At 42.3% G+C, this 16,490-nt stretch carries 11 protein-coding genes; 6 read left to right on the forward strand and 5 right to left on the reverse strand.

The features are described from left to right. Positions 1-240 precede the first annotated feature (240 nt). The gene (locus BLP33_RS05010) at positions 241-1,044 is read left to right on the forward strand and encodes a hypothetical protein (RefSeq protein WP_090525466.1); all 804 of its coding nucleotides are present in this window, start codon (positions 241-243) and stop codon (positions 1,042-1,044) included. Between the two features lie 190 nt (positions 1,045-1,234). After that, the gene (locus BLP33_RS05015; RefSeq protein WP_090525468.1) at positions 1,235-2,248 is read left to right on the forward strand and encodes a LacI family DNA-binding transcriptional regulator; all 1,014 of its coding nucleotides are present in this window, start codon (positions 1,235-1,237) and stop codon (positions 2,246-2,248) included. Positions 2,249-2,305: 57 nt separating this feature from the next. On the opposite strand, the gene BLP33_RS05020 is transcribed toward BLP33_RS05015, so the two are convergent. The 5 genes from BLP33_RS05020 to BLP33_RS05040 all read right to left on the reverse strand — a co-directional run bounded on the left by BLP33_RS05020 (position 2,306) and on the right by BLP33_RS05040 (position 7,632). Continuing rightward, entirely contained in the window at positions 2,306-2,992 is a 687-nt protein-coding gene (locus BLP33_RS05020; RefSeq protein ID WP_090525470.1) for an arylesterase, read from the reverse strand. 20 nt (positions 2,993-3,012) lie between these two features. Continuing rightward, the gene (locus tag BLP33_RS05025; RefSeq protein ID WP_217633108.1) at positions 3,013-5,571 is read right to left on the reverse strand and encodes an ABC transporter permease; all 2,559 of its coding nucleotides are present in this window, start codon (positions 5,569-5,571) and stop codon (positions 3,013-3,015) included. A 4-nt stretch (positions 5,572-5,575) separates the two neighbouring features. After that, positions 5,576-6,265 (reverse strand): ABC transporter ATP-binding protein, encoded by a 690-nt coding sequence (locus tag BLP33_RS05030; RefSeq protein ID WP_090525473.1) that lies wholly within the window; start codon positions 6,263-6,265, stop codon positions 5,576-5,578. Between the two features lie 106 nt (positions 6,266-6,371). Next, complete coding sequence (locus tag BLP33_RS05035; RefSeq protein ID WP_090525475.1) at positions 6,372-6,971, reverse strand: GNAT family N-acetyltransferase; 600 nt, start codon at positions 6,969-6,971, stop codon at positions 6,372-6,374. Positions 6,972-6,999: 28 nt separating this feature from the next. Beyond that, positions 7,000-7,632 (reverse strand): MarR family winged helix-turn-helix transcriptional regulator, encoded by a 633-nt coding sequence (locus BLP33_RS05040; protein ID WP_090525477.1) that lies wholly within the window; start codon positions 7,630-7,632, stop codon positions 7,000-7,002. A gap of 247 nt (positions 7,633-7,879) precedes the next feature. On the opposite strand from BLP33_RS05040, the gene BLP33_RS05045 reads away from it, so the two are divergent. The 4 genes from BLP33_RS05045 to BLP33_RS05060 all read left to right on the forward strand — a co-directional run bounded on the left by BLP33_RS05045 (position 7,880) and on the right by BLP33_RS05060 (position 16,490). Continuing rightward, positions 7,880-9,634, forward strand: coding sequence for an ABC transporter ATP-binding protein (locus tag BLP33_RS05045; protein ID WP_090525478.1), 1,755 nt, complete (start codon positions 7,880-7,882; stop codon positions 9,632-9,634). Between the two features lie 34 nt (positions 9,635-9,668). Continuing rightward, entirely contained in the window at positions 9,669-11,429 is a 1,761-nt protein-coding gene (locus tag BLP33_RS05050) for an ABC transporter ATP-binding protein (protein WP_090525480.1), read from the forward strand. A 174-nt stretch (positions 11,430-11,603) separates the two neighbouring features. Continuing rightward, the gene (locus BLP33_RS05055) at positions 11,604-12,308 is read left to right on the forward strand and encodes an NUDIX hydrolase (protein WP_090525482.1); all 705 of its coding nucleotides are present in this window, start codon (positions 11,604-11,606) and stop codon (positions 12,306-12,308) included. Positions 12,309-12,956: 648 nt separating this feature from the next. Then, complete coding sequence (locus BLP33_RS05060; protein WP_090525484.1) at positions 12,957-16,490, forward strand: PKD domain-containing protein; 3,534 nt, start codon at positions 12,957-12,959, stop codon at positions 16,488-16,490.

The following is a 16,490-nucleotide window of genomic DNA, read 5'->3' on the forward strand; positions in this document are numbered from 1 at the left end:
TACCGATAATCCTAAAATCTGTTTTGTAGTAATCAAGTGACACTTTGTTTTTTATTTAACCATACCAATTAATAAAATTTGGCAGCAATAGATTGCGGTATTAATTGTTTGAAATAAAATTTGGTTAAATAGCTTGTGGGTAAAACATAGTATCAATCAACTAATGTTGTGACATATAATGCTGTGTTTGATTAAACCATTGCTGATAGATATCGTCCTAACTATATAAAATTTACAATTATGAAGAAGTTAGCCATATTATCAGCAATAGCAGCCGGAAGCTTATTTATCAGTAAAGCCAACGCACAGGTATCTATACAATTTGGTATCAATATCCCCGCTCATCGCGTTTACGTACCTGCCCCTCCTCCGCCCGTAGTAGAAGAAGAGCCTGTTTATGATGATAACGTAAATGTTAGTGACGACGATGATTATTACTATTTACCGGAAGTAGAAGCTTACTATAATGTAGGTGCAGGATGCTACTACTACAATGACGGCAGCCGCTGGGTAAGCTGTGCTTATCTGCCAGGCGCTTACCGTGACTATAACTGGCGTACTGCTGTACGATACGAGGTAAGAGCGCCACGACCATACTTGCGTCACGATTTTTACAGGCAAAGGTGGGGCGGTTACATGGGCGACCGTGGTAACTGGGGTCACCGTTTTGACAGAAGGCCTGCAGGCGGCTATGCTTATCGCCCGGGTTGGGGTGGTGACCATGGAAGCTGGGGCAGAAGACCTAATCCGTATGATAACCGTGGTAACTGGGGAAGTGGCAGAGATAATCATAACTGGGGCAACGGTAATCATGACCGTGGTAACTGGGGTAATGGAAACCAATCTGACAATGACAACCATGGTAACCATGGCGGATGGGGTAACGGACAGCCTAACAATGGCAACAATGATAACCGTGGCGGTCATGACAATCGCGGCAACTGGGGTGGCCGACCATCAAACGGCGGCGGTTATGACAGGGGCAATGGTGGTGAGCGTTTTTCTCAAAATGGAAATTACGGCCGGGGCATGCGCAGGTTTTAATATTCTAACTCCCTATATATTAACTGAAAGGTCGCCTGTTATGGGCGATCTTTTTTGTTTATATATTGTTGTGCATTTTTGAGTTATCCTGCATGCATTAATTAATAAGTAATATAAACCATTTATTATCTACTAAACCTGTTTAGCATTACTATTTATATTATATATTTGGTTTTAAAATACTAAATCCTTGAAGAAGAAATTATCTATAGTTGACATTGCCAATAGCCTTAATATATCTAAAACTACGGTATCTTTTATCCTTAATGGTCGCGCGCAGGAAAAACGCATCAGCGATGAGTTGGTGAAGCGCGTACTTCAATATGTGAAAGAGGTTGGTTATAAACCCAATTCGTTAGCCAAAAGTTTACGCACCGGCAAATCAAATATCATCGGCTTGCTGGTGCAGGATATTTCCAATCATTTTTTTGCCACAATAGCCCGCCGCATAGAGGACCTTGCTTACCAAAACGGTTATAAGATCATTTACAGCAGTACAGATAACGATACGCAAAAAACGCGCGAACTGATAGCTATGTTTCGCGACAGGCATGTTGATGGGTACATTATTACCCCGCCCGATAATATTGAAGAGGATATCAGCGATTTGATCAAAGATGGTTTCCCTGTGGTACTTTTTGACCGCTACCTGCCTAAAGTAGCTACCGACTATGTAGTGGTTGATAACCTGTTCAGCACCTTTAACGCCACACAGTACCTTATTGATAAAGGACATAAAAATATAGCTTTTATAACTTACAGCTCTATCCAAACTCAAATGATAGAAAGGCTTGAAGGTTATGAAAAAGCCATGCACCAAAGCAAATTAAAACCCAATATAACCGAGGTCGATTTTCACACTACTGTTCAGGAACTGCTTAAGTTAATGACAAACTTCCTGGAAAAAAATAAAGATGTCGATGCCATTCTGTTCGCCAATAATCATTTGGGCAAATGCGGCTTGAAGGCCATCCGTAAGGCAGGTAAAAATATACCGGGTGATATTGCTTTGATCGCGTTTGACGATTACGAACTTTTTGAATTGTATACCCCAGCTGTTACCGCTATAGCTCAGCCAATTGACGAAATAGCCGACAACGTGATCAAGCTGCTGATGGAAAGGCTTAACGCTGCTGTCCCCGAAGAAAAAAATCAACACATAACATTAGCAACCGAACTAATTATCAGGGATTCATCAAACTAATGAACTATTTTGCAGAATGAATTCAGGGTGATGATGCACCACGTCCTGAACGATTGATTATTTCAATTCATCTTTCAATATAGCCCAAACATTATTGGCTACAATCTTTGCACCCTGAGCGGTAGGGTGGATGCCATCGCCCTGGTTAAGTGAGGGTACGCCTCCAACGCCTTGCAATAAAAAGGGGACAAGGGCCATATTGTTTTTTTTAGCCAGATGGGGAAAAACGTTTTTAAACTTAGCGGTATAATCGGCGCCCATGTTCGGCGGTACCTGCATGCCCAGCAAAACAAGTTTAGCATCAGGATATTTGGCTTTTACCTTATCTACTATGGACTGAAGATTTTTGGCGGTTTCGCTTACCGGGATGCCACGAAGGCCATCGTTGGCGCCAAGCTCTAATACAAAAACGTCTACTTTTTGCTTTAACAGCCAGTCTATGCGGCCATTGCCGCCTGCGGTAGTTTCGCCGCTTAGTCCGGCATTTATTACTTTATACGGTAATTTTAATGAATCAACCCGGCGACTGATAACGCCGGGAAATGCATCTGCAGGATCATCGAGGCCGTACCCGGCAGTGAGGCTATCGCCAAAAAACAAAACAATTTTCTTTGATGCCGAATCGGTTTTGGCATTTTCAGTGGCAGCTTGCGCCTGATCATTGTTTGATGATTTAGCGCCATCGCCGCAACCTGCCATTGTGAGGGCCGCAAGCAAGATACCGCTTAATGTAACTTTGTTCATATAAAATAAATACAATGCGCTCAGGCGTTTGTTCTTAAAATCTCAAGCGGCGGTTTGTTTAATACCCCACGGCTATTCAGTAAGCCAATAACAACCGTCAGCAAACTTACTATTAAAAATAGCACAAGTGCTGGTAATATATTCACACTGTATGGTATTTCAAAACTATATTTTGCCAGGAAATAAGTACCCGCAAAAGCTATCAGGATTCCGGTTAAGGCCGACAGGCTGCCCAAAAACCAATACTCCAACGCTGTTATAGTGAATATTTGTTTACGGCTTGCACCAAGCGTACGCAATAAAACACTTTCCTGGATGCGCTGATATTTGCTGATCCGCACAGATGCTATTAGTACCACAATACCTGTTATAATACTGAACGCGCTCATGAAACGTATAACGTAGCTGATTTTACTTAACAGCTCATCAACAACACTTAAAATTAGCCCCAGATCAATTATCGAAACGTTAGGATAAGCCCTTACTACAACCTGCTGAAAAGCTGCTGATACCTTGTTTGATGGCACGTGTGTCATCAACACATGAAATTGCGGTGCACCCTCAAGTATTCCCTTCGGAAAAACCACCTGAAAATTGGTTTGTACCTTACCCCAGTTAACCTTGCGGATACTGGCAACATATGCCGGCATTTGTACGCCCTGCACATTAAATACTATTTTGTCGCCAATTTTAAGGTTGCCCCGTTTAGAGAGGTTTTCTTCAACAGATACCGGGATTTCTTTTGAAGGATCGGCTTTGCCAATCCATTTGCCATCCAGCAATTTCTCTGATGATGTTAACGAATCTCTGAACGTTACACGGTACTCCCAGGTAAACACACCATGCTGTATTTTAATAGTAGTGTCTTTTGTAAGGTCGGCGGCCGTTTTACCGTTGATTTGCTCAATACGCATCGTAACAATAGGCACTTGTTGCAGCACAGGAAGTCCCTGTTGCTTTGTTAACTGAACAACCCCTTTTTCCTGGCTGCTCTGAATATCAAACAATATCATGTTTGATTGATTGCCGCTTGTAGAAAGATTGACTTGCTGTACCAATAATGTCTGCACAAAATAAAGTGTACAAATAAACATGGTACTTAAACCAATGGATACGATAAGAATAATGGTTTGATTATTGGGCCGGTATAAATTGGCAAATCCCTGTCTCCATAAGTAGCTCCATGAGCCTTTTACTATTGCTTTTGTGATGCGCATTAATAGCCAGGCTGTTGCCGTAAGGATCATAAAGGCAATCAGGATTCCTAACGTAAACAGGATACTGCCAATGATGCTGTCTAATTGTAAATATGTAAATGCTATCACAAATACCAGTATCAGCAAATACACGAGCCAACGCAAAGGATCACGCCTGTTGCCACTTTCATCAAACGAGATACGAAGCGTATTGAGCGGCGAGATATTGCGAACGGAGATTAAAGGTAGTAAAGCAAATAGTATAGAGATAATCACACCCAGTAAAATACCCTGGCCAATAGCCATCCACGAAATTTGTACGGAAATGGTAAACGGTAAAAAGTCCTTAAATACAATGGGGAGTAAATGTTGAACAGCGGTACCCAATATAGCCCCGGTAACAGAACCGATAATCCCGATGCCTACAATTTGTATCAGGTAAATCAAAAATGCTTCGGATGATTTAACACCAAGACAACGCATAATAGCTATCGATGCAATTTTTTCTTTTACATAAATATGGATTGCACTGGCTACACCAACGCAACCTAATAATAGGGCAACAAAACCAACTAAGGATAAAAAGCGGCTTAAGTCACCGAAGGCTCGCCCCGTATTGTCTTTTTTTGTTTCGATGGTTTCAAAGCGCATCCCTGCCTTGTCAAGCATAGGATCGATCTTTTTCCCGATCTTATCTACATTAACCGACGAATTAAACTTATAATAAAAACTATAATTAACCCGGCTGCCAATTTTTACAAGCCCGGTTTGCTCCAGGTATTGCATGGGGATATAAACTACGGGGGCAATACCCGCCATTACACCGCTTTGGCCTGGTGCTTTATTCAGGATACCGGCAATCTGGAAGTTGAGGTTACCTACTTTCACAGAATCACCCACTTTAGCATTAAACTGTAGCATCAGGGTTTTATCAACTAACGCCATTCTGCCTTTCTTGAAGGTAAGTCCGGCTACCTCGGGTGTGGTTTCTAAAGTGCCGTAGTAGGGGAAATCTCCCTGTAAAGCCCTGATCTGCACCAACCGGGTACCATTGGTGCGCGGAAAATAAGCCATGGACGCAAAGCTTCGTTCCTGTGAGCGCTCGTCGCCTAATGAATCGAGCATATGCTTTAATTTATCGTCGACCGGTTTGTTGCCGGAAATAGATAAGTCGGCACCAATCAGCGTAGCGGCCTGATCGTTCACATCATTCTGTACATTGTATTTGAACGAATAAATAGCCACCAGCGCAGCAATCCCAAATACGATGGCCGATATAAAAAGGAACAGCCTTGACCGGTTGCGCCGGCTATCGCGCCAGGCCATCCGAAACAGCCAGGGGATATTTATTTTTCTTTTGAAATCAATAGCAGTATTATCCATTAGCTTATCCGTTAATGGTTTTTTCGTCGGCAATCAGTTTGCCGCCTTTGATCCTGATGATGCGCTGGGTTTTGGCTGCCAACTCAAGATCATGGGTCACCACTACAAGTGTAGTACCCGCTTCCTTATTCAGGTCGAAAATGAGTTTGATCACCTTGTCACTGGTTTCTGCATCGAGGTTTCCCGTAGGCTCGTCGGCAAAGAGGATCCGGGGGGCATTTGAAAAAGCACGAGCCAATGATACACGTTGCTGTTCACCACCCGAAAGCTGGAGCGGGTAATGATGTCCGCGCTCTGATAAGCCCACTTTATCTAAAAGATCCAAAGCCCTTGCTCTGATGTTTTTTTCGCCTCTAAGCTCAAGTGGCACCATGACGTTTTCGAGCGCAGTAAGTGTAGGTAGCAACTGGAAATTCTGGAATATGAAACCTACATGCTGATTCCGCACTTGTGCACGCTGATCTTCAGTAAGCTTATTAAGGTTAATACCATTAAGCTCAACAGTGCCTAAAGTTGAGCGGTCGAGCCCGGCACAAAGGCCAAGCAGGGTGGTTTTTCCGCTGCCTGATGGCCCAACTATAGCATTGGTTGAACCTGCCGCCACCGAAAAATTTATTTGATCGAGCACGGTGAGCGTACGACCGGCACTTTGGTATGTTTTACTTAAATCAGAGATATTGAGGATATTGTCCACAGATGTTTTTTTTATGGTATAGATACAAAAAAGCCGGGGTTGTTACCACGCCCGGCCATTGAATGTCCAAGTATTATGCCATCTTTACTTTTAGCTGACATTGAGTTTAAAGGCGGCTTTTCAAGCTGTCTCTTAGTTTATTTTTCCATTCGTCTTTTAAAATACTCAGCACAATCGAGTCACGGCGGCTGCCATTGGCAAGAGGCGTATGATTTCGCAAAACGCCTTCAACTGTACAACCAATGCTTTTCATGGCAGCTATGCTTCGCTCGTTTCGAGCATCGGCCCTGAATTCCACACGCTCTATTCCCAGTTGGTCAAAAGCTAATTGAAGCAGCAAAAATTTACAATGTTTATTAAGTCCCGTACCCCTGAACTTTTCGCCATACCAGGTATAGCCTAACTGTAAGGTTTGATAGGCAAGCTGAATATCATAGAAACGGGTACTGCCTGCATACCCGCCGCTTGCTTTATCAAAAATTATAAAAGGATATTCCCTACCTGTAGTGCGGCCATTAGCAGCTGCTTTAATATAAGCTCGCATGCCATCCTCGCCGGCAGCACTTGTGAGTGAGTAATTCCAGGTGTCGGGTTCATTGATGGCAAAAGGGAGCAGGTGGTCAAGGTCAGTTTCCTGTAAGGGGCGTAATAGTACCCTGTCGTCTTCTAAAACATAGGTTGCTTCGGGGTGGAATGCAGTGCTCATCGTTAATTGTTATTACCTCGTACTGAAGTTAAGCTTTATCTGCCATTGCAAGTTCATACATCTGGTCAAAAGGTTTATTTTTTAGTTCGATGGCAACAGCCGAGTTCCGCTGCTCACAATATTTTAGCATTTCATAGCAATCGGTTAAAATATCATCATCGATACCTTTAAAAGTCATTTCCACCACTTTTCCAGAGATCTTATAATATTCGTCAAGAGCCGCAATACCCTTCTCGGTTATTTTGATCAGCTTAGCCCGTTTGTCATCGGGGGAGGTTCGTTCATCTATCTTGTTTTCCCGGATGAGCCGGTTAATGACTTCCATGCCGGTTGTTGTTTCGGCAAACATATAGTTGATCAGGTCGCTTTTTCTTACCTCCCCAAGGTGAAGTAAACCATTTAGGTAATAGAAACTTTCGGCAGGAGGGATGCCGATGTGGTTAACTGCCGACCGGAAATAAAGTGAATAAGCGCTCAGGATGCGGCCGAGGGTTTTAAGCAAGTATGCGCCGTTCATGATGCGCTCACCTTTTTTGCCGGCTTGTTTAGGCTTTGGGCGTTGCTTTTGCAGGTAGTATCTGCAAAATGCTTCTACAGTAGGTTGTTCGCTTACTTCTTCAAAAGCAGTCCATTCCTCAACTAATTGCACTATTGGTTTCATTTTATTCCGGTTTAGGTGTAAAATTATAAATTTATTTCTAAAATGTTTTAATTATTCCCAAATAGAAATATATTTGTCAAACTATATCGAAATAGAAATATATGGAAAATGAGAATGGCTTACCGTTCCGTTCTGATTTATTTCGATAATTTTAGATTGAAATAAAAATGTTTTGCAGGTTCAGTCGTCAACTATAATAAAAGCGCGATTTGATACCCGCAAAAGAGAATTATAAATCAAGATCACTATGCAACCTGATCCTACAAAAAAAACAAACAATAAACCTCCCGGCGTATTTAGTTTGCTGAAACCATATAAAGGGCTTGTGGCGCTGTTACTGTTATTTGCTTTACTGGGCAACGCCATGAACCTTTGGCTGCCTAAAATTATAGCTAACGGTATTGATGCCTACTCCAATCATCATTTTGTGATAAACGAGGTTATGGCCAAATTTCTGACGGCGACAATTGTGGTATTTTTGTTTGCAGGCTTACAGGCAATTGTGCAAATATATGCATCTGAAAAAGTAGCGCGTGATCTCAGGCAGCAACTGGCTGATAAAATATCCCGCCAAACCCATGCTTTTATCGAGCAGGCAAACCCTTCAAAACTGTTAACCAACCTTACTTCGGATATCGATTCGATCAAACTATTCGTATCGCAGGCTTTGGTTTCTATTGTATCGTCGCTATTTATCATTATTGGCTGCAGTGTTATGCTGCTCACCATTAACTGGAAACTTGCGCTGGTTGTGATCACTATTATTCCCATCATTGGCGGTACTTTTTTTTACGTTTTGAAAAACGTGCGCGCGTTGTTTATGAAAAGCCGCGGCGTTATCGACCAGCTTAATAAGGTAATTAACGAGAGCATACTCGGCGCAGCACTCATCAGGGTGATCAACTCGCAGCAGTTGGAATACAATAAATTCCTCGCCGCCAATACCGAAGCAAAGGATTACGGTTTAAAGATCCTTGGTTTTTTTGCCGGGCTCATTCCCATTGTAACGTTTACCGCTAACATGGCAGCATTTACTATTTTGGTAATGGGCGGGCATTTCGTAATCAGCGGCAGCATGACCCTGGGTAGTTTCGCGGCTTTCAACAGCTACCTGTCGTTATTGATATTCCCGATATTCATTTTAGGTTTCATGAGCAACCTGATAGCCCAGGCTACGGCTTCATTTACGAGGATCAGCATGGTTTTGAATGCGCCGGATGTTACCGACGGTGGCCCGTTGAAGGATACTTTGCGCGGCGATGTGGAACTGAGGAACGTTACAATAAGCTACGGCCAAAAATCGGCGCTGAAAAACATCTCATTTAAAGTTAAGGCAGGTTCAAAGATCGCCATCATCGGGCCTACATCTGCCGGTAAAACGCAATTATTGTACCTGCTCACCGGCTTGATCAATGCTACCGAAGGCGAAGTGTTGTTTGACGGCAAAGCCCTTGCCGAATATGACAGTGAAACCTTTCACCGGCAGGTTGGCTTTGTTTTTCAGGATAGCATTATCTTTAATATGAGCATTCGTGAAAATATCGCTTTCAGCGATACGGTGACTGATGAATCGCTTCAAAAAGCGATTGAAACAGCCGAGTTAAGTACGTTTATCGATAACCTGCCCGACAAATTGAGCACTATTGTTTCTGAACGGGGCTCAAGCCTTTCGGGCGGACAAAAGCAACGCATTATGCTTGCCCGGGCACTTGCAGTTAATCCAAAGGTTTTGCTGCTTGATGATTTTACTGCCAGGGTTGATAACAATACCGAAAGGAAGATCCTGGCAAATATTCAAAAGAACTATCCGGGTTTAACACTGATATCGGTAACCCAAAAGATTGCCTCTGTTGAACATTACGACCAGATCATTTTGCTGATGCAAGGCGAAATAGTAGCCAGCGGCGTGCATGATGAGCTGATGAAAACCAGTCCGGATTATGTACAGATCTTTAATTCACAGCAAAGCACCAGCAATTACGAACAGGGTGTTAGCCATTAAACATAAAGTTAGCGCCTGAAAAATATTGATTATAATGAACTACGATCTTAACCAATTAGGTAAAAATCAGCCAAAAACTTCTACGCTGGCCGGGTTAAAAAAGCTGCTGCAGCTGATAGCTCATGAAAAGCGTACGCTCATCATTGCTTTTTTTGCCATCCTTATTAACTCCACACTTAACCTGCTTGGGCCGCTTATTATCGGTCATACCATTGACAAATATGTGCAGCACAAGGATTTTAGCGGAGTTTTACATAATGCGGCTATTTTATTTTGTATGTACCTGGTAGCTTTGTTTACCAGCTATAAGCAAACCACGCTGATGGGAGGGGTAGGGCAAAGGATGTTATTTACACTACGCAATTCTATCTTTAATAAGTTACAGCAGTTGCCGGTAGCCTTTTTTAATCAGAACAAGGCCGGCGACCTGATATCGAGGGTTAACAACGATACCGATAAGCTTAATCAATTCTTCTCCCAGTCATTGATGCAGTTTATCGGCAATATCTCTATTATGATTGGCGCCGGTATTTTTTTGCTGGCTATCAATATTGAGTTGGGAGCAGCTGCTTTATCTCCGGCCTTGGTCATCCTGTTTTTAACGCTGGTATTATCACCATGGATAAAAAGAAAAAATGCAGCAAATTTGAAAAGTACCGGTGCATTGAGCGGTGAGATCCAGGAGAGTATTAATAATTTTAAAGTGATCATCGCTTTTAACCGGCGCGATTATTTCAGGAAGCGTTTTGACATAGCTAACAATCAAAACTATAAAACAGCCATTGGATCGGGCTTGGCTAACAACGTCTTTGTGCCGGTATATGGTTTACTTGCCAGTATGGCCCAGCTTACCGTACTATGCTTTGGTATCTACCTGATCAGTAAAGGTATGTTCTCTATCGGATTGCTGGTGAGCTACTTATCATATGCTACCAATTTTTATAACCCGTTAAGGCAATTAGCTGCCTTATGGACAAACTTTCAGCTGGCGATGGCGGGCTGGGACAGGATCTCGCAGATCTTATCCCTTGAAACCGATTTGCCCGTGCTGCAGGCAGGCATTAACGAACCAGATGCTGCTTTATTAGAGTTCAGACATGTGCACTTTAGTTATGATGAAAGCCGGGAGATCCTCCATAATATCTGCTTTAAATTAGAGCGCGGCAAAACCTATGCCTTGGTTGGCCCCACAGGTGGCGGCAAAACAACAACGGCTTCATTAATAGCACGTTTGTATGACCCTACTAAAGGCCTGGTATTACTTGGCGGGAAAGATATCAGGAGTTTTACGGCCGAGGAACGCAGCCGAAAAATAGGCTTTATTTTACAGGAGCCGTTCCTGTTTACCGGTACGGTAAGAGATAATATCCTTTATGGCAACGAGCTTTTTAAAGATCATACCAACGAAGAAATGGAACAGGTGATCAGGGATGCTAACCTGGGGAGCCTGCTGGCAATTTTTGAAGAAGGGTTGGACACCAAAGTTCTATCAGGAGGCGACAGCATTAGCTTGGGCCAGAAGCAGCTTATTGCCTTTATGCGGGCTGTTTTACGCAACCCGGAGATTTTGATACTGGATGAGGCAACAGCCAACATTGATACCATTACCGAAAAATTGCTGAGCGACATTTTGGATAACCTGCCAAAAACTACTACAAGGGTAATCATAGCACATCGTTTAAATACGATTGAAAATGCTGATGAGATCTTTTTTGTAAACTCGGGTGAGGTGATCAGGGCTGGATCATTTGATGACGCTATGGATTTATTGTTGCAAGGAAAGAGGGTAAGCTGATCTTTCTTAGGATATGGATATGCAGTATCACGGTTTTGCCTTGTTTTTTATCCGGACTTGATAAATCGTTTTAAATTTTTGGAGATAAATTGCCGGTATATAAAATAGTTGTCCGATCAACACTAAATAATTGCTAAATTATTTTTACAATTGCATATAAACTTAACCTAAGTTATGCATAAGTACAGCGGCGAAACGCGCATTTTAGTTGCAACAGATTGTATCATATTTGGATTCGACGGGGCAAATATTAAGTTATTGCTTGTTCAGCGTGGCCTTGAGCCCGAAAAACACAAGTGGAGCCTGATAGGTGGTTTTATAAAGCCAACCGAATCACCCGAAGATGCTGCAAACCGTGTGCTTGAATTGCGCACCGGGCTTAAGAATGTGTATATGGAGCAGTTCCAGGTATTCGGTAAACCGGAACGTGACCCGGTAGAAAGGACCCTTTCCGTTGCTTATTTCGCGCTTATCGACATTCATAAATATGAGGCCCAACTAAGTGAAGAATATCACCCCGAATGGTTTTTACTGGATGAGATGCCCGATCTCATCTTTGACCATAATGAAATGGTGCGCCTCGCTAAAAGACAACTGCGTTATAAAGCCGCGCTTCACCCGATTTTATTTCAATTGCTTCCGGAAAAGTTCACCATTCCGCAATTACAGGCCCTTTATGAAGGAGTTTATCAAACCAAGTTTGATGACAGGAACTTTAGCCGTAAGCTGCTTTCAACAGGTTTACTTGTAAAGCTTCCTGAAAAAGATAAGCTCTCATCAAAAAAAGGTGCATTTTACTATAAGCTTGATCAGTCGCATTACGAAGAAAATTTTGAAAAGTTCCTGAACCTGGTGCCTAACCCGGATAAGTTTTTTTAGCATGCCGGGCAATGCATTTTAATATTTTTATGGCAAGGCCTTGTTATTCATATAACTAACGAAATGGTGCCGGGTTAGTAATTAACATCAAATTATACTTGTTTTATGGCCTGATGTGGTTTAAATGTACCCGGTCTTGTCAGCATGTTTTTACTAATAACACGCGCAAACATTCGGATGTGCATGATTACTCAAAAATTAGTTTAGTGTTAACCCTGTAAAAATATAAATAATTGATTATTAGGTGATTGAATATGTTGTTTTTAAAATGTGTTAAGTCGTGTTAACCCCTGTTATTTGCGTGTGTCCTGTTTTAGAACGTGTTTTTTTATTACCACCTGAACCCGCTGACCGGGTTTTTAAATAGCCATATTTTTTCTGACACTATTATCGCGGGGGATCCACAAAACCATTACTATACCATGATAGCATGACGATCTGAAATACATCATTTAAAATGCTCTTGAAGTTTATGATCTGCGGAAAAGCGACTTGAGCTTAGTTATAAGTTAAACGTAGCTAATTATGAAATTGACCGGGCAATTAAACGGGCTGGTTATTTTATATAATCATACCGTATAAATTAAAGGTTTTTGTATTTTTAAAGGGTTAGTTTAATACTACAAAACCAAATCCAACTGTACACCTTTGAGCAAGATAATTTTTTTGCGGTCGTTAAGCCTCTCTTTTATTTTCATATGCATTGCTATTTGCACTAACGCGCAAGGTTCAAACCAGGGTACGGAGTTTTATACCGCATATATTGACCACGTTGATGGTGCAGCAGGCAGTCCTACCGCGTTGGGCAGGGGTAGTCAGATGGACCTTTACATAACTGCCGACGTAAATACCACTGTAACAGTTGAAGTTGCAGATGGTAGCTTTTCAAGTACCTACCAGGTTAAGGCAAAGGATATATTAACGGTAGCTATTCCCCCCGAAGCCTTTGTAGGAAACCAGGGGCAGTTTTTAAAGGGGATTCATATCAAGTCGTTAAAACCTATTGCAGTTTACGCGCATATTTTTGCAGAGAACGTATCCGGCGCAACGCTTCTGCTGCCCGTCAATACGCTCGGTAAAGATTACCTCTCCATTAACTATAAACAAATATCAAACTCAAACAACGGTACGAAAAATACTGAAGGCGTACCCTCATATTCAACCTTTGCGGTAATAGCTACAGAAGATAATACTACGGTTGAAATAACACCCTCGCAGCCACTGCTAAACGGGATTCCTGCAAACCAACCATTTACCGTAAATTTAAAAAAGGGCGAAGTATACCAGGGATTATCAGCTACTGACCTTACCGGCAGCCGCATTCGCTCAATTGTGAGCGCAGCCGGGGCCTGTAAAAAAATCGCTGTTTTTTCGGGCAGCTCAAAAATAAGCATAGGGTGTCAGGGCGATAAGGGATCATCAGATAACCTCTTTCAGCAAGTTTATCCTTTAGCAGTTTGGGGTAAGAACTATGTAACCGCACCTTTAAAAGGGCGCTATTATGATATCTTAAGAATAGTGCTTAGTTCGCCCGATACAAAGGTTACCGTAAACGGTGCCGCGCCAACGGGAGGGCTAAACAATGGTTTGTATTACGAGTTTACGTCAACCACAACTAACGTTATTGCTGCCGATAAACCAATTCAGGTAGTGCAATATGCGGTAACCCAGGGCGAAGGTTTAAATTGCCAGTTTATTCAAGGTGATACAGGTGATCCTGAAATGATCTATCTGACCCCGATTGAACAAACACTCGATCACGTTACGCTAAACTCAACCGGAAACTATAGGATCCTGAATAATTTTATTAATGTTATTATTAAAACAGCTGCGGTGCCAACGTTTTCGCTCGACGGAGAACCTTATACCCAGTTTTCTCCTGTGCCGAACAGTATTTATTCGTATGCACAAATCAGCGTAAACGCGGGTGTACATAATATCAAAGCATCCGACGGGTTCAATGCAATTGCTTATGGGTTTGGCAAAACGGAATCTTATGGTTACGCTGCGGGCACCAACCTTAAAAACCTGAATGAGTTTATTGTATTATTAAATCCTGCGGACAAGACGGTGCAGGCCAATGGCTGTACTGATACTCGTTATAAACTGCAGCTTACGCTGCCATTTCAAACCAATAAAATAAGCTGGGATTTTAAGGATGGTAGTGCTGCTGTTGTTGTAGACAACCCAATACCAACCGGTTCTATCATAAAGGATTCGAAGGTGCTTTATACTTATGAATGTCCGGGAGATAAAACCTATATTGACGGTGATTATAGTGTAGTAGCGACTGTATTTAACCCTATTGCGGATGAATGCGGATCGAACGAAGATATAGAGTTTGATTTTAATATATCATTGCCACCGGTTGTAAAGTTCAATTTTGCAAATACCTGTTTTGGCAGCGATGTTCAATTCACCGACCAGTCAACCTCAGGTACACGGCAAATTAAAACATGGCGATGGGACTTTGGCGATGGGTTAACTGATGTTGTGCAAAACCCTGTACACAAATATGCCCAACCCGGTTATTACCTGGTTAAACTTTTTGTTACCAATGAAAATGGATGCGGCGCTGCATCTGATCCAATAAAGATCCATATATCAAAACCACCTCTTGCATCTTTTAGCTATTCGTCGCCAAGCTGTACAGGTCAGGATGTTACATTTACGGATAAGTCCACATCTGCCGAAGGAAGTATCATTAGCTGGCAATGGGACTTTGGTGATGGCACACCGGTTGAAATTCTTAAAAGCAAGAACCCATTTAACCATACATTTAGTGAACCGGGAGATTATTTAGTTAAGCTAACCGTCACAAATGATAATGGTTGTACAAGTAATATAGCCCCGCTGCCTGTTAAAGTTTATCCTGTGCCGGTAGTGGATTTTTTATTGCCCGATGCCTGTGAAGATGACTTTGTTCAGTTTACTGATCGAAGCACAATTGCTGATGCCACAGAAGCTGACTTTACCTACGATTGGAATTTTGGTGACCCTAATGCAACACCAGCTAACCCGAATATTTCCCACGGGAAAAACCCGAAGCACAAGTTTTTAGCCGGCAACTATCAGGTTACACTTAAGGTTACTTCAAAAAATGGATGCTCTTTTACATCGGCTTCAAAGTCATTAACAATTAACGGTAGCAAACCAAAAGCTAAAGTAATTATTAAGGATCCGGCTGGTTTGTGCAGCGCTCAGGAAGTATTTTTTGAAAACCAATCCTCGGTTAATTTCGGCGAGATTACCCGGCTGGAGGTTACTTATGACATCAACGATCCATCAACTACGGTAGTTTATGACCATCCGGTATATGGAATGCAACTCAGGCATAAATACCCTTTATTTACATCAGGATCGCGGCAGGTTACCTTGCGAGTAATTGCATATTCGGGTACATCATGCTCTGATGTCGCAGAAATCCCGGTTAATTTAAAAGCATCGCCTGTCGTCATCTTTGATCAGGCGCCTGTTCTTTGTATCGAATCGGAGCCCAAAAAATTGTTGCCAAAACCTCAGGGCCCTGTTGGCTCCGGTGTGTTTTCAGGAACAGGGATTAGTACAGATGGTGTGTTTAACCCTGCTGTTTCGGGTGTCGGCGAATTTGATATCATGTACATTTATACCACCCGGGACGCGTGCGCTGATACAGTTATGCAGCAGGTGAAGGTAGATGCATCGCCTGTTGTAACGTTGGGGCCGGATTTTACTATGCTTGAAGGCACAAAGCGTGTTTTAAAACCCATAGTAAACGATAATAACTTAAGTTATAAATGGACACCAGCAACAGGCCTTGATCATGATGGCGTGGCTAATCCTGTTGCAAGTCCGTCGCAGGATATTACCTATCAGGTAGTGGTTACATCGGCACATGGATGCCAGGCCATGGCCAGCGTATCGGTAAAGGTTTTAAAGTTTTTAGTCGTTCCCAATGTGTTTACGCCTAATGGAGATGGGGTAAATGACATTTGGAATGTTAAATATTTAGAAAGTTATCCAAATAATAAGGTTGACGTATACAACCGATTCGGAGAAAAGGTATATTCGTCAATTGGTTATAGTATACCCTGGGATGGGAAATACAAAGGCTCATATTTGCCTCCCGGGACTTATTATTATATTATTGATCCGAAAAATGGCCGGGAGGTTATTGCAGGTAATGTGACCATTATCAGATAA

The sequence above is a fragment of the Mucilaginibacter sp. NFR10 genome (genome assembly GCF_900100445.1).
Classification (GTDB): Bacteria; Bacteroidota; Bacteroidia; order Sphingobacteriales; family Sphingobacteriaceae; genus Mucilaginibacter; species Mucilaginibacter rubeus.

What these genes read in the sequence shown, in the direction of transcription:
- BLP33_RS05050 (WP_090525480.1), top strand. Translation starts at nt 9,669, where the DNA reads ATGAACTACGATCTTAACCAATTAGGTAAAAATCAGCCAAAAACTTCT.
- BLP33_RS05055 (WP_090525482.1), top strand. Translation starts at nt 11,604, where the DNA reads ATGCATAAGTACAGCGGCGAAACGCGCATTTTAGTTGCAACAGATTGT.
- BLP33_RS05010 (WP_090525466.1), top strand. Translation starts at nt 241, where the DNA reads ATGAAGAAGTTAGCCATATTATCAGCAATAGCAGCCGGAAGCTTATTT.
- BLP33_RS05025 (WP_217633108.1), bottom strand. Translation starts at nt 5,571, where the DNA reads ATGGATAATACTGCTATTGATTTCAAAAGAAAAATAAATATCCCCTGG.
- BLP33_RS05045 (WP_090525478.1), top strand. Translation starts at nt 7,880, where the DNA reads ATGCAACCTGATCCTACAAAAAAAACAAACAATAAACCTCCCGGCGTA.
- BLP33_RS05020 (WP_090525470.1), bottom strand. Translation starts at nt 2,992, where the DNA reads ATGAACAAAGTTACATTAAGCGGTATCTTGCTTGCGGCCCTCACAATG.
- BLP33_RS05040 (WP_090525477.1), bottom strand. Translation starts at nt 7,632, where the DNA reads ATGAAACCAATAGTGCAATTAGTTGAGGAATGGACTGCTTTTGAAGAA.
- BLP33_RS05035 (WP_090525475.1), bottom strand. Translation starts at nt 6,971, where the DNA reads ATGAGCACTGCATTCCACCCCGAAGCAACCTATGTTTTAGAAGACGAC.